Here is a 19,185-nt window from a genome sequence, read left to right as displayed (position 1 = left end):
CAGGAGGTCCGATGCCCGGCGCAGCGCCGCCGCCCGACGGGCCGCTCAGCCTGCTCGACCTCGTCGCGGTCCGCCGGTGGGCCGTGCTGACCCGGTCGCTCTTCGCGGCCCGCCGCGCCGAGATCGATGCCCTCAACGTCTTCCCCGTCCCCGACGGCGACACGGGCACGAACCTCTACCTCACCTTCGACGGCGCGGTCGAGCGCACCCTGGCCACCGCGGACGTCACGACGGCCGACGCCCTGCTCGCCGTCTTCGCCCGCCACCTGCTCTGGACCGCCCGGGGCAACTCCGGCGTCATCCTCAGCCAGCTGGCCCGCGGACTCGCCGAGGGCTGCGCCGGGGCAGCCGAGATCGACGGCCGCGTCCTCGCCGAGGGGCTGCAGCACGCAGAGCAGCGCGCCCGCCAGGCCGTGACGGACCCCAAGGAGGGGACCATCCTCACAGTGGCCCGCGCCATGGCCGAGGCCGCCGCCCGGGCCGCCGGGTCCACCGCACCGGGGTCGTATACCGTCGCCGACGGCGCCGACGACGCCGACCCGGGTGTCCCAGCAGCAGGCGATGGACCCGTCGGCGTCCACGCCGTCGCGCTCGCGGCTCTCGACGCCTCCCGGGAGGCCCTCGAGCACACCCCCGAGCAGCTCGAGGTGCTGGCCCGCGCCGGCGTCGTCGACGCCGGGGGAGCCGGGCTCGTCGTGCTCCTCGAGTGCCTCGAGCGGGTCTGCGCCGGCCAGCGCGCTCGCTCCGGGTCCGACGCCTCCGACCGACGTTCCCGGCGCCGGCCCGACCCCCGGAGCGCGGCGCTCAGCGCGGCTCGACCGGCCGACGGCGCCGAGACCCCCGGCATCCCGGAGTTCGAGGTGATGTACCTCCTGCGCGACTCCGACGACACCGCGGTGGACGCCCTGCGCGCCCGCCTCGTCGAGCTCGGCGACTCGGTGCTCGTCGTCGGCGGCGACGGGGAGTGGAACGTCCACGCCCACGTCGACGACGCAGGCGCCGCCGTCGAGGCCGGCATCGAGGCCGGCCGCCCGCACCGGGTGCGCATCACGCGCCTCACCGACGAGCACGGCCACGGCACTCGAGGTGCGCGGGTCGACGGTGCCGGCACCTCGGCGGTCCGTGGTGCCGCGATCGTCGCGTGCGCCGCCGGCGTCGGTCTCGAGGGGCTCTTCGAGGACGCCGGCGCGGTCGTGGTCCGCTCCGGACCCGGTCGGCGCGCCTCGACCGGGGGTCTCATCGACGCCATCCGCCAGCAGCACGCACGCGGGGCCTCGGGCGTCGTCGTCCTGCCCAACGACGGCGACACGCTCCTGGCCGCTGCCGCCGCCGTGCGTGCGGTGGCCGACGACGGCATCGAGGCGCACCTCGTCCACGTCCGCACGGCCGTGCAGGGCATCGCCGCCCTCGCCGTCTTCGAGCCGACCGCCGCGGCGTCGGCCAACGTGCTCGCCATGCAGGCGGCGGCGTCGGCGACCCGACACGGCGCGGTCACCGTGGCCAACCGGGCGGCGCTCACGAGCGGCGGTCCGTGCGAGGCGGGTGACGTGCTCGGCGTCGTCGACGGTGACGTCGTCATCGTCGGCTCCGACCAGCTCGACGTCTCCCGGCAGGTCGTGCAGCGGCTGCTCGCGAGTGGCGGTGAGCTCCTGACGGTCGTGGCGGGTGTCGACGCGCCCGACGGCCTGCTCGACGCCGTGACCGCCGAGGCCCGCGTCGCCCACCACGGCATCGAGGTCTCGCTCCTCGACGGCGGGCAGGCGGTCTACCCCGTGCTGCTGGGGGTGGAGTGAGGTGCCGGTGCTCACCGAGGACTCGCCGCTCACCAAGCTGCTCACCAAGCCTGACGCCGCCCAGCTGGCCCGCACCAAGGGCCTGCAGAGTGTCGGCGACCTGTTCGAGTTCGTGCCCCGGCGCTACGTGCGCCCCGGCCAGCTCACCGACCTGTCCTCGCTCCACGTCGGCGAGGAGGTCCTCGTCGTGGCCGAGGTCCGCACGGCGACCTCGCGGGCCATGCGCAACCGTCGAGGCAAGATGCTCACCGTCGTCATCGGCGACGACCACGGCAACGAGCTCGACGTGACCTTCTTCAGCGCCTTTGGCCACGAGAAGAAGCTGCTGCCCGGCGTGCGCGGGCTCTTCGTCGGGCAGATCGGCGCCTACGGCCGGCGGCTCCAGCTCACCCACCCGGAGTACGAGCTCTTCGACGACGACGAACAGGGTGAGGCGACCGTCGAGTGGTACCGCACCCACCGCGTGCCGGTCTACTCGACGACGGGCAAGCTCAACTCCCTCAAGCTGCGCCGGCTCGTCCACCACGCGCTCGACTCCGTCGACCGCGTCCGCGAGCCGGTTCCCGACGGCGTACGCGCCACGCGGGATCTCGTCGACCGCGCCGTCGCGCTGGAGCTCGTCCACCGACCCACGCTCGACGACCAGCCGTCCCGCGGGCTCGACCGGCTCAAGTACGACGAGGCGTTCGTCCTCCAGACGATCCTCGCCCAGCGCCGCAAGGCTGCCGAGTCCGAGCTCGCGACGCCGCGGCCTCCGCGTCCCGGCGGCCTGCTGGCCGCCTTCGACGCCCGGCTGCCCTTCGAGCTCACGGCGGGGCAGCGCGAGATCGGCGAGGTGCTCACGACCGAGCTCGCGTCCGACCGGCCGATGCACCGGCTCCTCCAGGGCGAGGTCGGCTCGGGCAAGACGGTGGTCGCGCTGCGTGCCATGCTCGCCGCCATCGACGCGGGCGGCCAGGCGGCCCTGCTCGCCCCCACCGAGGTCCTGGCGGCTCAGCACCACCGCTCGATCATCGCGATGCTCGGCGACCTCGCGCAGGGCGGCATGCTCGGCGGCTCGGAGTTCGGGACCACCGTGGCGCTGCTCACCGGGAGCCAGAACGCCGCGACCCGCCGTCGCTCCCTGCTCGACGCGGCCTCCGGCGAGGCCGGCATCGTCGTCGGCACCCACGCGCTCATCCAGAAGCACGTCCAGTTCGCGGACCTCGCCCTCGTCGTCGTCGACGAGCAGCACCGCTTCGGCGTCGAGCAGCGGGACGCCTTGCGCGAGAAGGGCATCCGGCCACCTCACGTGCTCGTCATGACGGCCACCCCGATCCCGCGCACCGTCGCGATGACGGTCTTCGGCGACATGGAGACCTCGACGCTGCGTGAGCTGCCGCGCGGTCGCTCACCCATCACGACGCACGTCGTCGACGCAGACCGGCCCGGCTGGGTCGACCGCACGTGGCTGCGCGTCGCCGAGGAGGTCGCCAAGGGGCACCAGGCCTACGTCGTCTGCCCGCGCATCGGTGACGTCGACGACGAGGCCGCTCTCGCCCCGGGCAGCGGCGCCACCTCCCGCGACACCTCCGACGAGGACGCCGGCTGGGAGACCCACTGGGAGGGCGACGAGGGCGAGGTCGAGGGCGACGCCCCCGAGCGGGAGCTGACCGGCGTCTACGCGATGCTCAGCACGCTGCGCGCCAACCCGGCGCTCGACGGCACGCGCATCGGGGTGCTCCACGGCCGGCTCGACCCCGACGCCAAGGATGCCACGATGCGTGCCTTCGGGGACGGCGAGATCGACGTCCTCGTCGCCACGACGGTCATCGAGGTCGGCGTCGACGTGCCGAACGCCTCGGTGATGGTCGTCGTCGACGCCGACCGGTTCGGCATCTCCCAGCTGCACCAGCTGCGGGGTCGTGTCGGCCGTGGTGCGGTGCCCGGGCTCTGCCTGCTCATGACCCAGGGCGCGGGGGAGCGGGCCGCCGAGCGCCTCGACCAGGTCGCCGCGACGACCGACGGCTTCGAGCTGGCCCGCGCCGACCTGCTCCTGCGCCGGGAGGGCGACGTGCTCGGGGCGCGCCAGAGCGGCCGGGGCAACTCCGTGCGTCACCTGCGACTCGGCAGGCTCGAGGACGAACAGATCATCGCCGACGCCCGCGAGGACGCCTTCGCGCTCGTCGACGCCGACCCCGGCCTGCGCGAGCACCCGGCGCTCGCCGCCGCGGTCGCGATGCGGCTCGACGAGGAGCAGGCCGTATGGCTCGAGCGGGGCTGACATGACACGGATCATCAGCGGCACGGCAGGCGGTCGTCGCCTCCGGACGCCGCCCGGGTCCTCGACCCGACCCACGTCCGACCGGGTCCGCGAGGCGCTCTTCAGCCGGCTGGAGCACCGCGGGCTGCTCGAGGGCGCGTGCGTGCTCGACCTCTACGCCGGGTCCGGTGCGCTCGGCCTCGAGGCCGCGAGCCGCGGCGCCGCGCAGGTCCTGCTCGTCGAGTCGCGCCAGGCTGCCGCGAAGGTCATCCGCGCCAACGCCGACGTCATCGGGCACCCGGCCGTCCGCGTCGTCGCCGACACCGTCGAGCGAGCCCTGGCCGCCGGCCCACCCGCCGGCGTGCAGATGGACCTCGTGCTCGTCGACCCGCCCTACGACGTGTCCGAGGACGCCCTGGCGGCCGTGCTCGCCGCGCTCGTCGGGCACCAGTGGCTCGCGCGTGACGCGTTCGTCGTCGTCGAGCGCTCGAGCCGCTCACCGCAACCGACGTGGCCCGAGGGGCTCGAGCTCTCCGGCGAGAAGCGCTACGGCGAGACCGCGATGTGGTTCGCCGAGCCGCCGCCGAGCGACGTCGTCGCGTGACCCGTGGCGCGAGGCTCACGCGCCGCCCGGGACCCGGACGGTAGGTTGGGCCGCGTGACGAGCGAAGCGCGCCGCTGTGTCTGCCCCGGCTCCTACGACCCGATCACCAACGGTCACGTCGACGTGGTGACCCGGGCCAGCAGGTTGTTCGACGAGGTCGTCGTCGCGATCCTGCACAACCCGAGCAAGCACGGCACGTTCGACATCGAAGAGCGCACCGCCCTCATCGAGCAGTCCGTCGGCCACCTGCCCAACGTCCGGATCGGCGCCTGGGCCGGCACCCTGGTCGTCGACGTGTGTCGCGAGGTCGGAGCGGCGACGATGGTCAAGGGGCTACGGGGCGGCACCGACTTCGCCTACGAGCTGCCGATGGCGCACATGAACCACCACCTCACCGGCGTCGAGACGCTCTTCATCGCTGCCGACCCCACGCTCCAGCACGTCTCGAGCTCGCTCATCAAGGAGGTCGCGCGCTACGGCGGCGACGTCAGCGGCCTCGTGCCGGACCCGGTCCTGGCGGCGCTGACCGAGCGGCTGGGGGAGCGTTCGGGCTGATTTGGGCGCACGGCGCGCCTCTAGTAGCCTTGGAGGTCGGTCCACGTCCGTCTTGGCGCGGGCCGAATCCTCAACTGTGCGCAGGAGTCATGGACCGTCCCGATCCCCGTTCTCCTCTGGTGCTCGACACCAGAGAGCTTGTTCGGCGACCGGGAACGATGCACGAGATCTCGCGCACGGTGACGTTGCCCGACGACCTCGGAACCGACGTCATCTCGATCCAGACCGGTCAGCCGGTCCAGGTCGAGGTGCGCCTCGAGTCCGTCGTCGAAGGTGTCCTCGTCACGGGTTCGGCCAGTGGCACGGCGACCGGCGCCTGCGTGCGGTGCCTGGATCCTCTCGAGCTCGATGTCGAGGGGACCTTCCAGGAGCTGTTCGCCTACGCCGACCGGGCGGCGCACCACCACGAGGTGGGAGCCGACTCGGACGAGGACGAGGTGCACGAGCTGGTCGGTGACCTCATCGACCTCGAGCCCGTGCTCCGGGACGCTGTCGTGCCGACGCTGCCGTTCCAACCGGTGTGTCGGCCTGACTGCCCGGGGTTGTGTTCCGAGTGTGGGATGCACCTCGCGGAGGACCCGGACCATCATCATGAAGTGATCGACCCGAGGTGGTCGTCCCTCAGCGGACTGCTGGGGAACGACCCGCAAGAGAAGAGGAACTGACGTGGCTGTCCCGAAGCGGAAGATGTCGCGCTCCAACACCCGTTCGCGTCGCGCGAACTGGAAGGCAACGCCGACGACGCTCACCACGTGCCCCCAGTGCGGTGCGGCGACCCAGCCGCACATCGCGTGCCCCTCGTGTGGCACGTACAAGGGCCGTCACTACGCCGCTGCCGAGCGCACCGAGCACCAGGCCTGATCACCCCGTGAGCAGCCCCGTGAGCAGCCTTGGTGCTGGGGGTGTTCCGGCGGTGCCGCAGCGGCCCGTCGATGCTCTGATCGCCCACCTCCGTGAGGTGGTCGGCCAGGACATCGACGAGCCGCTGCTGCTGCGTGCCCTGACGCACCGGTCGTACGCCTACGAGAACGGTGGCCTGCCCAACAACGAGCGCCTCGAGTTCCTCGGAGACTCCGTCCTGGGCCTCGTCGTCACCGAGTCGCTCTATCGTGAGCACCCCGACCTCGCGGAGGGGCAGCTCGCCAAGCTGCGCGCCGCCGTCGTCAACATGCGGGCGCTTGCCGACGTCGCCCGGGTCTTCGACCTCGGGCAGTACGTCATGCTCGGCAAGGGTGAGGAGGCCACCGGTGGCCGCGACAAGGCCTCGATCCTGGCCGACACGCTCGAGGCCCTCATCGGCACCGTGTTCCTGTCGACCGACATCGACTTCGCCGCGCGCTTCGTGCACCACCACTTCGATCCCCTGATCGAGGAGGCCGCCACGCTCGGCGCCGGTCTCGACTGGAAGACGAGCCTGCAGGAGATGGCGGCCGGCTCGGCCCTCGGCTCGCCCGAGTACCGCGTCAGCGAGCAGGGGCCCGACCACGAGAAGGAGTTCCACGCCCGCGTCGTCGTCGGCGAGGAGGTCCTCGGCGAGGGTCGCGGCCGCTCGAAGAAGGAGGCCGAGCAGAAGGCCGCCAAGGAGGCCTGGCACGCGCTCGACGGTCGTCGCAGCGCCTCCGTGGCATCGGCGGCCGCGGGCCAGACACAGGCCTGAGCCGCGCGTGCCGGAGCTGCCCGAGGTCGAGGTCGTCCGCCGCGGCCTCGCCGACCACGTCGTCGGTCGCCACGTCACGCGTGCCCGGATCACGGGCGTCCGCGTCGCGCGTCGTCACGACGCCGGGCCGGAGGACCTCGCGGCGCGACTGCACGACGTGACCGTCACCGCGGCCTCGCGTCGCGGCAAGTACCTCTGGCTCGCCCTCGACGGCGAGGACGCGCTCATCGTGCACCTCGGGATGAGCGGGCAGATGCTCGTCGAGCCCGCTGACGCTCCGCTCGAGAAGCACTGCCACGCCCGCTTCGACTTCGCCGACGGCGGGCCGCAGCTGCGCTTCGTCGACCAACGCACCTTCGGCGGCCTCGCCCTGTCGCCGCTGCGTCCCGACGGCATCCCCGAGTCCGTCGCCCACATCGCTCCCGACCCCTTCGAGCCGGTCTACGACCAGGCGGCCGTCGTGCGGCGGATGAAGCAGCGCGACAGTGCGGTCAAGCGGGCCCTGCTCGACCAGTCGCTCGTGTCCGGCATCGGCAACATCTACGCCGACGAGGCGCTCTGGCGCGCCAAGGTGCACGGCGAGCGGCTGTGCTCGTCGCTGACGAAGCCGACGCTCTCCGCCGTCCTCGACCGGGCGCGCGAGGTCATGGCGGAGGCGCTCGGCCAGGGCGGCACGAGCTTCGACTCGCTCTACGTCAACGTCAACGGGGCGAGCGGCTACTTCGACCGGTCGCTCCATGCGTACGGCCGCGCTGGCACGCCCTGCGACCGCTGCGGCACGATCATGCGGCGCGAGCAGTTCATGAACCGCTCGTCCTTCTCGTGCCCCGTCTGCCAGCCTCGCCCGAGACGCCGAAGCCCGTCCTGACCGTCGGGGACGGTGGGACGGGCCGCGACGTTCTCGTCAGGTCGGTCCGTCGGCGGACCGTGCCGTTCGGTCAGCTCCCCGTCGGGCGACGCTTCGGCGCGGGACGCACCGGGTCGTCGTCGACGGGCTCGACGTGCTCGGGCACGACGATCGGCTTGATCCGCGCCCAGACGAAGAAGAACGCGCTCATGAGGAGCAGGACGATGCCGGCCCACAGGTTGGCGTTGACGCCACCGGTCTTCTGCAGCGCCTGGTCACCGAAGATCCCCATGACGAGGAGGATCAGGCCGTAGAGCCCCAGCAGGGCGCCGATGAAGTTGCGGATGTCGAAGGCGCCCGCGGTGTGCTTCTCGCCCCGCGTCCCGTCCGGGTCAGGTGCGTCGAGCCGGTGTTGGTCACTCATGTCGAGGCTCCTGTCAGAACAAGAAGTTGAGGATGATGACGAGGCCGAGGGAGATGCCGGCCAGAGGAAGGGTGCGGCGGAACCACGGCATCGTGCGCTCCTGGGGGTCGACGAGCTCCTCTCTCGGCGTCTCGGAGTAGACGAGACCGCGCAGCTCGGACGACGGCTTGGGCTCGGTCACGAGCGACACGCCGACGCTGAGCACGATGTCGACGACGAACGCCGCGGACGCCGCGACGAACGCGGCGCCCTGGCCGCTGAGTGGGATGACCCCGAGGCTCGCCGACCCGAAGCCGTCCTCGCTGAGGAACGCGACGAGCACGGCCGAGAGCGTGCCGGCCGTCAGGCCGACCCACCCGGCGGTTGCCGTCATGCGCTTCCAGAACATGCCGAGGATGAAGGTCGCGAACAGTGGTGCGTTGAAGAACCCGAACAGCGACTGGAGATAGTCCATGACGTTGCTGAAGGAGCTGGCGATGGTGGCCGTGAAGATCGCGATGACCGTCGCTCCCACCGTGGCCAGACGGCCGATGCGCAGATAGTAGTCGTCGCTGTGGTCCTTGCGGATGTAGCGCTGCCACAGGTCGTAGCTGAAGACGGTGTTGAACGCCGAGATGTTGGCGGCCATGCCGGCCATGAACGCGGCGAGCAGTCCCGCTATCGCGACGCCGAGCAGCCCGTTGGGCAGGATGTCGCGCATGAGCAGGAGCAGTGAGTCGTTGTACTTCACGCCCTCGCCCGATGCCCCGCCCGGTGGGGTGCCGCCCGCCTTGAGCTCACCGATCTCCTTGACGAGCACGGCGGCGACCATGCCGGGGATGATGACGATGAAGGGCACGAACATCTTGGCGAACGACCCGATGATGGGTGTCTTGCGAGCCGCTGACATCGAGTTGGAGGCCATGGCCCGCTGCACCTCGACGAAGTTCGTCGTCCAGTAGCCGAAGGACAGGACGAAGCCCAGGCCGAAGACGATGCCGACGACCGACCAGAACGGCGAGTCGAAGCCCGAGAGCGCCTGGCCCGGCCACGAGTGGAGCTGCTGCTCGGCCGACGGGACGCTCGCCGACGCCGGAGCCGACGTGGCGAACTGGGTGACCTTGTCCTTGAGGCCCTGGTAGCCGCCGACGCGGTGCAGGCCGATCAGGGTCAGCGGCAGCAGGGCGGCCACGATGACGAAGAACTGGAGCACCTCGTTGTAGATCGCGGCCGACAGGCCACCGAGCGTGATGTACGACAGGACGATCGCGGCGGCGACGAGCAGCGCCACCCAGAGCGGCCAGCCGAGCAGCGCGTGCACGATCGAGCCGAGCAGGTAGAGGTTGACGCCGGCGATGAGCAGCTGCGCGACGGCGAAGCTGATCGAGTTGACGAGGTGGGCACCGGTGCCGAAGCGGCGGAACATGAACTCGGGGACCGAGCGCACCTTGGAGCCGTAGTAGAAGGGCATCATCACGACGCCGAGGAAGAGCATGGCGGGGATGGCGCCGACCCAGAAGTAGTGCACGGTCGAGATGCCGAGCTCGGCACCGTTGGCCGACATGCCCATGATCTCGACGGCACCGAGGTTCGCCGAGATGAAGGCGAGGCCGGTGACCCAGGCCGGCAGCGACCGGCCGGAGAGGAAGAAGTCGATGGAGTCGGACACCGCGCGCCTCGCCATGACCCCGATGCCGAGGACGAAGACGAAGTAGAGGGCGATGATGACGTAGTCGACCGGTTTGGCGCTGATGAGGGCGTCCGCCGTGGGCAGACCCGCCAGTGCGTGCATGCGTTCAGTCCCTTCGTTGAGCGACGACCGACGCTAGCGCAGCCACTGAAGACGGGCGAGTCAGGATGTGCGAGTGCCGCGTGCCCTCGTGATGAGCCGTTTGAGCGGGACGGAGGTGTCCGCCGCGCTGTCGGCTTCGATCGTCATACCCTTCTCGAGCGCTCGTTTCACGGCGAGGTAGTCGGTCGGGACGCCGACCGACTCGACGGCGATGAGCAGCCCGTCGCGGTAGCTGAGCAGCGAGAAACGTTCGGCTGCGACGTCGCCCCGCACGACCGTCCGGTCCGCGCCGTGCGGGAGTCCCGCCATCTGGAGCCGCAGGTCGCCCTGGTCGCTCCAGAACCACGGCACGCGGTCGTATGCCGTCGGGTGCCCGACGAGGGTCGCCGCTGCCGCCCGCGCCTGGTCGGTCGCGTGCGGCACGCTCTCCAGCCGCATCGTGCCCGGCTCGCCGCGGTCGAACGGGTTGGGTCCGACGGCGCAGTCGCCGGCCGCGACGGTGACCCCGTCCGAGGTGAGTGCGTACTCGTCGACGACGATGCCCCGAGGTTCCACGAGCAGGCCGAGCTGCGCGGCGAGGGCGGTGCTGGGTGCGGCTCCGATCCCGACGACCACGAGGTCGGCGGGCAGCTCGGTGCCGTCATCGAGCTGGACGCTCGTGACGCGACCGTGCTCGCCGGTCAGGCGGACGGCATGGGATCGCAGCAGGATCCGGGTGCCGCGGCGCTCGTGGGCCTGGAGCACGGCGTCGGACAGCACCGGCGTGACGGCCCGCCCGAGGAGCCGGTCGGTCGCCTCGACGACGCTCACGTCGCTGCCGAGCGCCCGAGCGCCGGCGGCGATCTCGAGCCCGATGAAACCACCGCCGACGACGACGACCTCTCGTGCGGCGCGGAGCCGAGGCGCCAGCCGGTCGGCGTCAGCGAGGGTGCGCACCGAGTGGACCCCGTCGAGGTCGGCGCCCTCGACCCCCAGACCGCGGTTGACCGCGCCCGTCGTCAGGGCGAGGCGTTCGAAGGTGAGGGTCCGGCCCGAGGCCGTCGTGGCGCTCCCTCCGGAGGCGTCCCGGCCGATCGTCACGACGGGGTCACCGGTGACGAGCTCGACCCCGAGGTCGGCGAACCAGGCGGCGTCGTGGAAGACGAGGGAGCCGCGGTCGTGCTCGCCGCGCAGGTAGCTCTTCGACAGGGGTGGGCGCTCGTAGGGCGGCTCGGGCTCGGCGCCGACGAGCACGACGGGCCCTGTGTCACCGAGCTCGCGCAGGGCCGTGACGAGCGAGATGCCGGCCTGCCCGGCGCCTACGACGAGGGTGCTGACGGTCGCGGCGGTGGCCATGCGTCCACCCTAGGGTGGGCCCATGACGTGGTCTCCCGCGAACCCCGAGTCCGTCTTCACCTACGGCGCCCCGCAGCTGAAGTTCGGCGCCGGCGCGGCCGACGAGATCGGGCACGACCTCCTGGTGCTCGGTGTGTCGCGGGTGCTCGTCGTCACCGATGCCGGCGTGCTCGCGACCGGCTGGCCCGACCGCGTCGCCGACGGCATCCGCGGGTTCGGGGTCGAGGTCGTCGTCCACGACTCGGCGCATGTCGAGCCGACCGACGCGAGCCTCCTCGTCGCAGTCGAGCGGGCCCGAGCGGACGGACCGTTCGACGGCTACGTCGCCGTCGGCGGTGGCTCGGCCATCGACACCGCGAAGGCGGTGGACCTGCTCCTCAGCGACGGTGGGGAGCTCATGGACTACGTCAACGCGCCGGTCGGTGCCGGTCGCGCACCGACCCGCCCGCTCGCGCCCCTCGTCGCGGTGCCCACCACGACCGGGACCGGAGCCGAGAGCACGACGATCTGCGTCCTCGACGTGCTCTCGCTCAAGGTCAAGACGGGCATCTCCCACGTGCGGCTCCGGCCGAGCCTCGCCGTCGTCGATCCTCGACTCACGGCCACCCAGCCCGCGGGGGTGACGGCAAGCGCCGGCATGGACATCCTCTGCCACGCCCTCGAGAGCTGGACGGCCCGGCCGTTCACGAGCTACGAGCGCAAGCAGCCCGGCGAGCGCGTGCCCTACTGCGGCAGCAACCCGATCGCCGACATGTGGTCGGAGCGGTCGATGTCCTTGCTGGCCAAGGCGTTCCGGACGGCGGTTCGCGACGGCTCCGACGAGGCCGCCCGCGGCGAGATGGCGCTCGCGGCGACGTTCGCCGGCCTAGGGTTCGGCAACGCGGGCGTCCACGTGCCGCACGCCAACGCGTACCCCGTGGCCGGCCGGGTGCGCGACTTCCACCCGGACGGCTACCCGAGCGACGAGCCGATGGTGCCGCACGGCATGGCGGTCGCGCTGACGGCGCCCGAGGCGTTCCGGTGGACCTTCGGGTCCGACCCCGAACGGCACCTCGCCGCGGCCCGGCTCCTCGACCCGGCGCACGGCAGCCGCTGGGAGTCCGAGCCCCGTGACGTGCTTCCCGGCGTCCTCGTCGACCTCATGCGCGACATCGACATGCCGAACGGCCTCCGGGCCGTCGGCTACGACGAGCGGGACGTCGACGCCTTGGTGGAGGGTTCGCTCAAGCAGCAGCGGCTGCTCGCGACGAGCCCCCGCGAGGTCGGACCCGACGACCTGGCCGGCATCATGACCCGCTCGATGCAGCTCTGGGAATAGTGGTCGACGCGAGGGGCAGGTGGCGGCATACAGTGCCGTCTGTGACCACGGAGCCCACGCACCTGCCCCTGCCCCTCGACAGCGACTGGCTCGACTGGGTCGGCGCCCGCGGCGAGCAGCAGCTCGCGCTGGCGCGGTCCCTCGTCGAGGGACTGCGCAGCGACCCGCCGAAGCAGCCGCTCGAGGTGCTCCGGGTCTGGAACGACGCACAGACGGCGCTGTCGAACGCCGCGTCCGTCGGGTCGCTCTTCTCCGAGGTGCACCCGGATGCGACCGTGCGCGAGCGCGCCGAGTCCGTGGCCCAGCAGGTGCAGAAGCTCGACACGGACCTCGGTCTCGACACCGAGCTGTATGCCGTCCTCGCGGGGCTCGACGCGAGCGGCCTCGACGCCGACGCGACGCGGGTGCTCGAGCGGACGCTGCGTGACTTCCGTCGCTCGGGTGTCGACCGCGACGAGGAGACCCGCGACCGCCTTCGTGCGCTGAGCGAGCGGGCAATCCTGCTCAGCCAGGAGTTCAGCAAGAACATCCGCGAGGACGTCCGCAGCATCCGGGTGACGCCCGACCGGCTCGCGGGGCTGCCGCAGGACTGGGTCGAGGCGCACCCGGTCGGCGACGACGGCCTCGTCACCGTGACGACCGACTACCCCGATGTCGTGCCCTTCCGGACCTTCGCGCACGACGCGCAGGCCCGCCGGGACCTCGTCACCGAGTTCCTCACCATCGCGTGGCCGGCCAACGACCGCGTCCTGCAGGAGATCTTCTCGGTCCGCCGGGAGCACGCCTCTCTCCTCGGCTACGCCTCCTGGGCCGACTACGACGCTGAGGTCAAGATGATCGGCAGTGGCGACGCCATCGGCGAGTTCGTCGACCGCATCACCGAGCTGTCGGCCACGAGCGCCGAGCGCGACAAGGCGGTGCTGCTCGAGCGGCTGCGCCAGGACCGTCCCGACGCCACCGACATCGACGGGGCCGACGTCTCCTACTACGCCGAGCTCGTCCGCAAGGAGGACCTCGCCGTCGACGCGCAGCGCGTGCGCACGTACTTCCCGTTCGAGTCGGTGCGCCAGGGGCTGCTCGACGTGACGGGCCGGCTCTTCGGGCTCGAGTGGTCGCCGGTGCCGCGCGAGGATGCCCGCACGTGGCACGAGGAGGTCGCGACCTACGACGTCTCCTTCCACGGCGCGCGCATCGGCCGCATCCACCTCGACCTGCACCCGCGCGACGGGAAGTACAAGCACGCGGCCCAGTTCGACCTCGCGCGCGGTGTCGACGGCACACAGCTCGCCGAGGGCGTGCTCGTCTGCAACTTCAACCGCGGCCTCATGGAGCACGACGAGGTCGTCACCCTCTTCCACGAGTTCGGCCACCTCGTGCACCACGTGCTCGCCGGCCGCACCGAGTGGGTGCGCTTCTCGGGCGTCGCGACCGAGTGGGACTTCGTCGAGGCCCCGAGCCAGATGCTCGAGGAATGGGCTTGGGACGCCGACGTGCTGGCCACCTTCGCCCGAAACGCCGACGGCGAGACCATCCCCGCCGACCTCGTCGAGGCGATGCGCCGGGCCGACGACTTCGGCAAGGGCTACGACGCCCGGACGCAGATGTTCTACGCCGCGCTCTCCTATGACTTCCACGTCAACGAGACCGACGACCTCACGGCCCGCCTGCGCGAGCTCATGGAGCGCTACTCGGTGTTCCCGTACCTCGACGGCACGCACATGCAGTGCCACTTCGGTCACCTCGACGGCTACAGCTCGGCGTACTACACGTACATGTGGTCGCTCGTCATCGCCAAGGACATGTTCTCGGCCTTCGACAAGGGCGACCTGTTCGACCCCGAGGTCGCCGGCGCCTACCGGGACAAGGTTCTCGCGCAGGGCGGGCGACGCGACGCGGCCGACCTCGTCGAGGACTTCCTCGGCCGTCCCTACACGTTCGACGCGTATGCCGCGTGGCTCGCGGAGTGACCGCGGCGGGGCCTGACGGCCTGCACGTCACGGCGCTGACGGTCTACCCCGTCAAGTCGCTCGCCGGGGTCCCGGTCGACGAGGCGGTCGTCGAGACCCGCGGGCTGCACGGCGACCGGCGCTGGGCGGTCGTCGATCCGGAGGGCACCAAGGTCACGGCGCGCGAGGAGCACGCGCTCCTCGGCCTGAGGGCCGAGCCGCTCGACGGCGGGGGAGTGCGCCTCGTCGCACCCGGCGCGGACGCGCTCGAGCTCGGCCCGCCCCGGGGAGCCGCGCCGGTTCCCGTCGCGTTCTCCGGGCAGGACCACGCGCTCCCCGCCGGCGCCGACGCCGATGCGTGGCTGACCGCCCGGGTCGGACGCCCGCTCCGGCTCGTGTGGCAGGACGACGAGACGCACCGGCCCATCCGTCCGGACATGGGTGGCACGGACGGCGACCGGAACTCGCTCTCCGACGCCGCACCCCTCCACGTCACGTCGGAGTCGTCCCTCGCGCGGCTCAACGACTGGCTGCTCGAGACGGCGGCCGAGCGTGGCGAGGGGCCGCGAGATCCCTTGGGGCACGACCGTTTCCGGCCCAACGTCGTCGTCTCCGGGAGCAACCCGTTCGCCGAGGACGCCTGGACGACGGTCCGCGTCGGGGACGTGCCGTTCCGCGCGACGATGGTGTGCGACCGCTGCGTCATGACGACGGTCGACCGCGGAGACCTGCGCACCGGGAAGGAGCCGATCCGCACCCTCGCCCGACACCGGAAGTGGGACGGTGCCACGTGGTTCGGCATCCGACTCACGCCGGAGCTGCCCCTTGCCGACGATGCCCTGCTACGGGTCGGCGACCCCGTCGAGCCGGCCTGACCGAGCTGGGCCGAGCCGAGCCGAGCGGCGTGGCGCGAGATCGGGCGCGAGATCGGGCGCGAGATCGGGCGCGAGATCGCGCGGTGGTGGTGCATCAGCCACCCGAGCTGCGCGATCTCACGCACGACCAGCCGGGGCGCGAGGCGTCAGGTGAGTCGGGACAGGACCTCGCGCAGGTCGGTGAGGCCGCGTGCCTCCTCGGGGCTGAGGGCCGCCAGCGGCGTGGCTGACAGCCGGCGATAGACCGCGGCCATCCCCTCGAAGAGCTCGGGCGAGACGCCGGCCGAGCGCTGGGTGGCCGCGATGCTCTCCATCTCGTCGACGAAGCGCCCGCTCTTGGCCGCAGCCACGGCGACCCGTCGGGCGGCGCCCTCGACCTGGGCGGGGAGCTCCTCGGCGAGGTCGTCGAGGACCGGCGCGAGCACCCCGAGCGCCTCGGCCGTCTGGAGGGCCTGCGCCCAGACGGCCGTCGTGCCCTTGTAGACGGACGCCGTGCACATCTTCACGGCCGAGGCCTGGCCGACGCGGTCGCCGACGATGCTCCGTCGCAGCCCGACGGCCGGGACCCGAGCCACCTCGGCCGCGCGGGCGCCGGCGAGGTAGAGCATCGTGTCGCCGTCCGGCTCCGGCGGACCGCCGCTGACGGACCCGTCGACGAGGTCGAGGCCCTCGGCGGCCGCCCGGTCCGCGAGGCCGGAGACCCGGTCGGGCGACACGGCGTTGGCGTCGAGGAGCAGCGGTGTCGAACCGGTCACCCTGGCCGCGTCGATGACGGATCGGAGCACTGCGTCGGCAGCTGCGGGAGGGCAGATGCTGACGACGAGGTCGACGGCCGCGACGACCTCCTCGAGGTCGGGCAGCAGCTCCAGGCCGGTGGCCAGGGCGGCCGTGCGGTCGCTGCGTCCTCGCACGGTCGCGACGACCCTGGTGCCCCCGGCCGCCCAGGCACGCCCCAGGGCCGCCCCCATGGCCCCCGGCGAGACGATGGCGATGGTCCGCACGGTGCGGGCTCCCGGTAGGAGCTCCCCCGTCGTGGAGGGTCCGCGCGCCGGCCCGACGCTCACGGGATCGGGAGGTCCTTGAGCACGACCGCCTTGCCGGTGCTGCGCTGCGACAGGTCGGCCATGGCCTGTCGCACCGTCTTGGAGAAGAGGTGCGCACCCTTGATCGTCGGGTGGATGCGGTCGGACTGGACCTGCTCGGGGTGGGCCCGGATGGCGTCGGCCCAGTCGGCCACGATGACGTTGGGCCGCCCGCGGGCGATGAGGTCGAGCGTCGCGTTGTCGGTGTCGACGCGGGCGAACGGTCCCATGATGTTGACCAGCACGACCATGCGGCCGGAGCCGAGCACGTCGAGCACCTGCTTGACGCGGTCCTCGTCGACGCCGGCGTTGGTGCCGAAGGCGAGGATGATCGCGCGCCGGTTGCCGTCACCGCGCGCGGAGACCTCGGCGAGACCGTCGGACCAGCGACGGTTGGACTTCGCGTCGATGCGGATGCCCGGGAAGTAGTAGCGCAGCGCCTGGAGGCTGCCGACCATGATCGAGTCGCCGTACGCGTCGATCTCGGGCCCGGAGGGCATCGTGAACGAGGCCTGGGCGGCGGACGCCGCTCCCGACGAGGACGGGCTCGCACCGGTCGTCGCGACGGGATGCGACGCCGCCGAACCGGGCGCCGCGGTCGCGGGGGAGTGGCTCGCCATGGCGTCGGCGGCCGCCTCGTTGGCGGCGAGCATGCGCGCGGTCTCGCTCTGGTCGGGGGCGGTGAGCACGATGACCGCCGTCACGACGGCCAGGGCGGCGACGCCCGCGCCGACGACCTGCTTGGTGCGTCGGGTCAGGCTCGAGACCTGCCCGCGCAGCCGCGTCGCCACGCCCCGGAAGCCGAGGGTGCGGAACGGCGTCTCGACGAAGCGGAACGTGAGGTCGGCGAGCGCGAACGTCACGAGCACGCACCACAGCCGCGTCAACAGGTGCGACGTGGTGCCGGGCGCCGACGGGTTGTCGAGCGCCACGAGCAGGATGACGGGCCAGTGCCAGAGGTAGATGGAGTAGGACCGGGCGCCCACCCAGCCCGCGACGGGGTGCCGCATGACCCGCTGCACGCCGGTGACCCGGTCGGGGCGTCGCTCGATGACACCCATGACGAGGACCGCCGTCGCGAGCGACGCGAGCACGATCCCGCCGCGGAAGGTCACGGTGGACTGCTCGTCGAGGAGGACCATCTCGGCGAGCAGGACCACGAGGGCCAGCGGGACGGCATACGACCCGAAGCGACCCCACCGCGAGGGCGCCACCCACAGCGCGAGCTGCGGGCTGGCCCAGGCGAAGGCGAGAGCGGCTCCCGCCATGAGCCCCACGACGTGGGTGTCGGTGCCGTAGTAGACGCGCGTGGCGTCGGTGCCCGGCGTGAAGAGCAGGGCCATGAGCAGTGACGAGCCCACCCCGACGGCCACCGCCACCCCGACGCGAACCCGGCTCGACACCGCGAGCAGGGCGAGGGTCACGAGCGGCCAGAGCAGGTAGAACTGCTCCTCGACGGCCAGCGACCAGAAGTTCATGAACAGCTGCGGCGCGGTCTGGCCGAAGTAGCTCGTGCCAGCCGTGATCTCCGCCCAGTTCGTCGAGAAGGTCAGGGCCCCGACGATCTGCCGGCCGATGTCGACGAGGAGGTCCTGGCTGACGGCCCGTGCGATGAGCACGCTCGTCACGACGCAGAGGACCAGGGCGGGCACGAGCCGGCGCGCGCGTCGCACCCAGAACTGCGAGAGCGCGATCCGGCCGGTGCGGTGGTGCTCGCGGACGAGCAGCGTCGTGATGAGGAAGCCCGAGACGACGAAGAAGACGTCGACGCCGAGGAAGCCGCCCGGCAGCCACGAGGCGTTGAGGTGGTAGACGAGGACCCCGACGATGGCGAGGGCCCGCAGCCCGTCCAGGCCCTCGATCCGAGCGGGGCGTCCCGACGGAGCACGCCCCGATCGGGGGGTGGCCCCCGTGGCCGTGTCGGCGGTCTGACCCGTGCCAGCCGCCCGTGAAATCGCCGACGTCGTCAACGTCGCTCCTTCCGTGGGCCGCGGTGAGTGGAGTCACCGCCGTGCCTGTTGTGAGCATAGGTACGCGTGGGGCTCCCGTTGCGGCGCCACGCGGCATACCGTGTCGGGGTGGCTGACGAGCAGGATGCCGAGGGGGCCGGCGCGCCCGTGCGCGTGACGATGTTCGTGCGCGGGCAGGTGCAGGGCGTGGGGTTCCGCTGGTGGACCCGAGCCCGGGCGCTCGAGCTCGGTCTGGACGGTCACGCCCGCAACACCGCCGACGGCCGCGTCGAGGTCGTCGCCCAAGGCCGCCGTGAGGACGTCGACGCGCTCGAGGCGCTGCTGCGCGAGTCTCCCTCGACGACCAGACGACCGGGACACGTCGAGAGCGTGGTCGTGCAGCAGGGCGTTCCGAGGGACGGAATCTCCGGGTTCGTCGAACGCTGACCCGCCTAGGCTGGCCGGGTGAGCGACGTGCCCGAGGTCCCCGCCGAGCTCGCTCGGCTGCGCAGCAGCATCGACAACATCGACGCCGCGCTCGTCCACCTGCTCGCGGAGCGCTTCAAGTGCACCCAGCAGGTCGGCCGGCTCAAGGCCGAGGAGCACCTACCCGCGGCAGACCCGCAGCGCGAGGAGCGCCAGATCGCGCGGCTGCGGGCGCTCGCCGACAGCGCGGGCCTCGACCCGGTGTTCGCCGAGGCGTTCCTGGGCTTCATCATCGCCGAGGTCATCCACCACCACGAGCGCATCGCGAACGGCGACTCGTAGGCGTCGTACCGGAAGGCGC

18 protein-coding genes are annotated in these 19,185 nt (G+C 72.2%); 13 read left to right on the top strand and 5 right to left on the bottom strand.

What is annotated here, in order from left to right; genetic code table 11:
• Positions 1-11 precede the first annotated feature (11 nt).
• From AB4Z14_RS08755 to mutM, 8 genes are all read left to right on the top strand, one after another.
• The gene (locus AB4Z14_RS08755) at positions 12-1,793 is read left to right on the top strand and encodes a DAK2 domain-containing protein (RefSeq protein WP_442274865.1); all 1,782 of its coding nucleotides are present in this window, start codon (positions 12-14) and stop codon (positions 1,791-1,793) included.
• 1 nt (position 1,794) lies between these two features.
• Entirely contained in the window at positions 1,795-4,056 is a 2,262-nt protein-coding gene (locus tag AB4Z14_RS08750) for an ATP-dependent DNA helicase RecG (protein ID WP_442274864.1), read from the top strand.
• Between the two features lies 1 nt (position 4,057).
• The gene (rsmD, locus tag AB4Z14_RS08745) at positions 4,058-4,639 is read left to right on the top strand and encodes a 16S rRNA (guanine(966)-N(2))-methyltransferase RsmD (RefSeq protein ID WP_442274863.1); all 582 of its coding nucleotides are present in this window, start codon (positions 4,058-4,060) and stop codon (positions 4,637-4,639) included.
• Between the two features lie 54 nt (positions 4,640-4,693).
• Positions 4,694-5,194: a pantetheine-phosphate adenylyltransferase gene (gene coaD, locus AB4Z14_RS08740; protein ID WP_442274862.1), complete on the top strand. Its 501-nt coding sequence runs from the start codon at positions 4,694-4,696 to the stop codon at positions 5,192-5,194.
• A gap of 89 nt (positions 5,195-5,283) precedes the next feature.
• Positions 5,284-5,859, top strand: a complete 576-nt coding sequence (locus AB4Z14_RS08735) for a YceD family protein (RefSeq protein ID WP_056770124.1) — start codon at positions 5,284-5,286, stop codon at positions 5,857-5,859.
• A gap of 1 nt (position 5,860) precedes the next feature.
• The gene (gene rpmF / locus AB4Z14_RS08730; RefSeq protein WP_020142793.1) at positions 5,861-6,055 is read left to right on the top strand and encodes a 50S ribosomal protein L32; all 195 of its coding nucleotides are present in this window, start codon (positions 5,861-5,863) and stop codon (positions 6,053-6,055) included.
• A 52-nt stretch (positions 6,056-6,107) separates the two neighbouring features.
• Positions 6,108-6,851 carry a ribonuclease III gene (gene rnc / locus AB4Z14_RS08725; protein ID WP_442274861.1) on the top strand — a complete coding sequence of 248 codons (744 nt, stop codon included), beginning with the start codon at positions 6,108-6,110 and terminating at the stop codon, positions 6,849-6,851.
• A 7-nt stretch (positions 6,852-6,858) separates the two neighbouring features.
• Positions 6,859-7,719 carry a bifunctional DNA-formamidopyrimidine glycosylase/DNA-(apurinic or apyrimidinic site) lyase gene (mutM, locus tag AB4Z14_RS08720; protein ID WP_442274860.1) on the top strand — a complete coding sequence of 287 codons (861 nt, stop codon included), beginning with the start codon at positions 6,859-6,861 and terminating at the stop codon, positions 7,717-7,719.
• 70 nt (positions 7,720-7,789) lie between these two features.
• Here the strand turns inward: mutM and AB4Z14_RS08715 are convergent, their stop codons facing one another.
• From AB4Z14_RS08715 to AB4Z14_RS08705, 3 genes are read right to left on the bottom strand one after another with little or no spacing between them, the layout of a single operon-like run.
• Complete coding sequence (locus AB4Z14_RS08715; RefSeq protein WP_020142790.1) at positions 7,790-8,122, bottom strand: hypothetical protein; 333 nt, start codon at positions 8,120-8,122, stop codon at positions 7,790-7,792.
• Positions 8,123-8,135: 13 nt separating this feature from the next.
• On the bottom strand, positions 8,136-9,893 hold the full coding sequence (locus AB4Z14_RS08710; protein WP_442274859.1) for a sodium:solute symporter family protein: 1,758 nt from the start codon (positions 9,891-9,893) through the stop codon (positions 8,136-8,138).
• A 60-nt stretch (positions 9,894-9,953) separates the two neighbouring features.
• A complete protein-coding gene (locus tag AB4Z14_RS08705) occupies positions 9,954-11,228 on the bottom strand; it encodes an NAD(P)/FAD-dependent oxidoreductase (RefSeq protein WP_442274858.1) in 1,275 nt (424 codons plus the stop codon).
• A gap of 22 nt (positions 11,229-11,250) precedes the next feature.
• Between AB4Z14_RS08705 and AB4Z14_RS08700 the strand changes: the two genes are divergently transcribed.
• The 3 genes from AB4Z14_RS08700 to AB4Z14_RS08690 are packed head-to-tail and all read left to right on the top strand — an operon-like array spanning position 11,251 to position 15,367.
• Positions 11,251-12,546 carry a hydroxyacid-oxoacid transhydrogenase gene (locus AB4Z14_RS08700; protein ID WP_442274857.1) on the top strand — a complete coding sequence of 432 codons (1,296 nt, stop codon included), beginning with the start codon at positions 11,251-11,253 and terminating at the stop codon, positions 12,544-12,546.
• Between the two features lie 41 nt (positions 12,547-12,587).
• Positions 12,588-14,513, top strand: coding sequence for a M3 family metallopeptidase (locus AB4Z14_RS08695; protein ID WP_442274856.1), 1,926 nt, complete (start codon positions 12,588-12,590; stop codon positions 14,511-14,513).
• Positions 14,498-15,367, top strand: a complete 870-nt coding sequence (locus tag AB4Z14_RS08690) for an MOSC domain-containing protein (protein WP_442274855.1) — start codon at positions 14,498-14,500, stop codon at positions 15,365-15,367. The genes AB4Z14_RS08695 and AB4Z14_RS08690 overlap by 16 nt, the downstream gene beginning before the upstream one ends.
• Before the next feature lie 146 nt (positions 15,368-15,513).
• On the opposite strand, the gene AB4Z14_RS08685 is transcribed toward AB4Z14_RS08690, so the two are convergent.
• Both AB4Z14_RS08685 and AB4Z14_RS08680 read right to left on the bottom strand, forming a co-directional pair.
• A complete protein-coding gene (locus AB4Z14_RS08685) occupies positions 15,514-16,431 on the bottom strand; it encodes a DUF1932 domain-containing protein (protein ID WP_442274854.1) in 918 nt (305 codons plus the stop codon).
• The gene (locus AB4Z14_RS08680; RefSeq protein ID WP_442274853.1) at positions 16,428-18,419 is read right to left on the bottom strand and encodes an acyltransferase family protein; all 1,992 of its coding nucleotides are present in this window, start codon (positions 18,417-18,419) and stop codon (positions 16,428-16,430) included. Before AB4Z14_RS08680 ends, AB4Z14_RS08685 begins: the two co-directional genes overlap by 4 nt.
• A gap of 108 nt (positions 18,420-18,527) precedes the next feature.
• Between AB4Z14_RS08680 and AB4Z14_RS08675 the strand changes: the two genes are divergently transcribed.
• Both AB4Z14_RS08675 and AB4Z14_RS08670 read left to right on the top strand, forming a co-directional pair.
• Positions 18,528-18,845, top strand: a complete 318-nt coding sequence (locus AB4Z14_RS08675) for an acylphosphatase (protein ID WP_256792479.1) — start codon at positions 18,528-18,530, stop codon at positions 18,843-18,845.
• 18 nt (positions 18,846-18,863) lie between these two features.
• Positions 18,864-19,166: a chorismate mutase gene (locus AB4Z14_RS08670; RefSeq protein ID WP_056770093.1), complete on the top strand. Its 303-nt coding sequence runs from the start codon at positions 18,864-18,866 to the stop codon at positions 19,164-19,166.
• Positions 19,167-19,185: the final 19 nt, after the last annotated feature.

This window comes from Terrabacter sp. 2TAF16 (assembly GCF_052115065.1).
Taxonomy (GTDB): Bacteria; Actinomycetota; Actinomycetes; order Actinomycetales; family Dermatophilaceae; genus Terrabacter.
Note: the sequence above shows the minus strand (reverse complement) of the source record. Positions and strands in the feature narration are given on the sequence as shown.

Bases quoted from the DNA above. Each gene is read 5' to 3' on its own strand.
- AB4Z14_RS08710 (WP_442274859.1), bottom strand. From the start codon at position 9,893: ATGCACGCACTGGCGGGTCTGCCCACGGCGGACGCCCTCATCAGCGCC.
- AB4Z14_RS08715 (WP_020142790.1), bottom strand. From the start codon at position 8,122: ATGAGTGACCAACACCGGCTCGACGCACCTGACCCGGACGGGACGCGG.
- rsmD (WP_442274863.1), top strand. From the start codon at position 4,058: ATGACACGGATCATCAGCGGCACGGCAGGCGGTCGTCGCCTCCGGACG.
- AB4Z14_RS08735 (WP_056770124.1), top strand. From the start codon at position 5,284: ATGGACCGTCCCGATCCCCGTTCTCCTCTGGTGCTCGACACCAGAGAG.
- AB4Z14_RS08755 (WP_442274865.1), top strand. From the start codon at position 12: ATGCCCGGCGCAGCGCCGCCGCCCGACGGGCCGCTCAGCCTGCTCGAC.
- AB4Z14_RS08705 (WP_442274858.1), bottom strand. From the start codon at position 11,228: ATGGCCACCGCCGCGACCGTCAGCACCCTCGTCGTAGGCGCCGGGCAG.
- AB4Z14_RS08700 (WP_442274857.1), top strand. From the start codon at position 11,251: ATGACGTGGTCTCCCGCGAACCCCGAGTCCGTCTTCACCTACGGCGCC.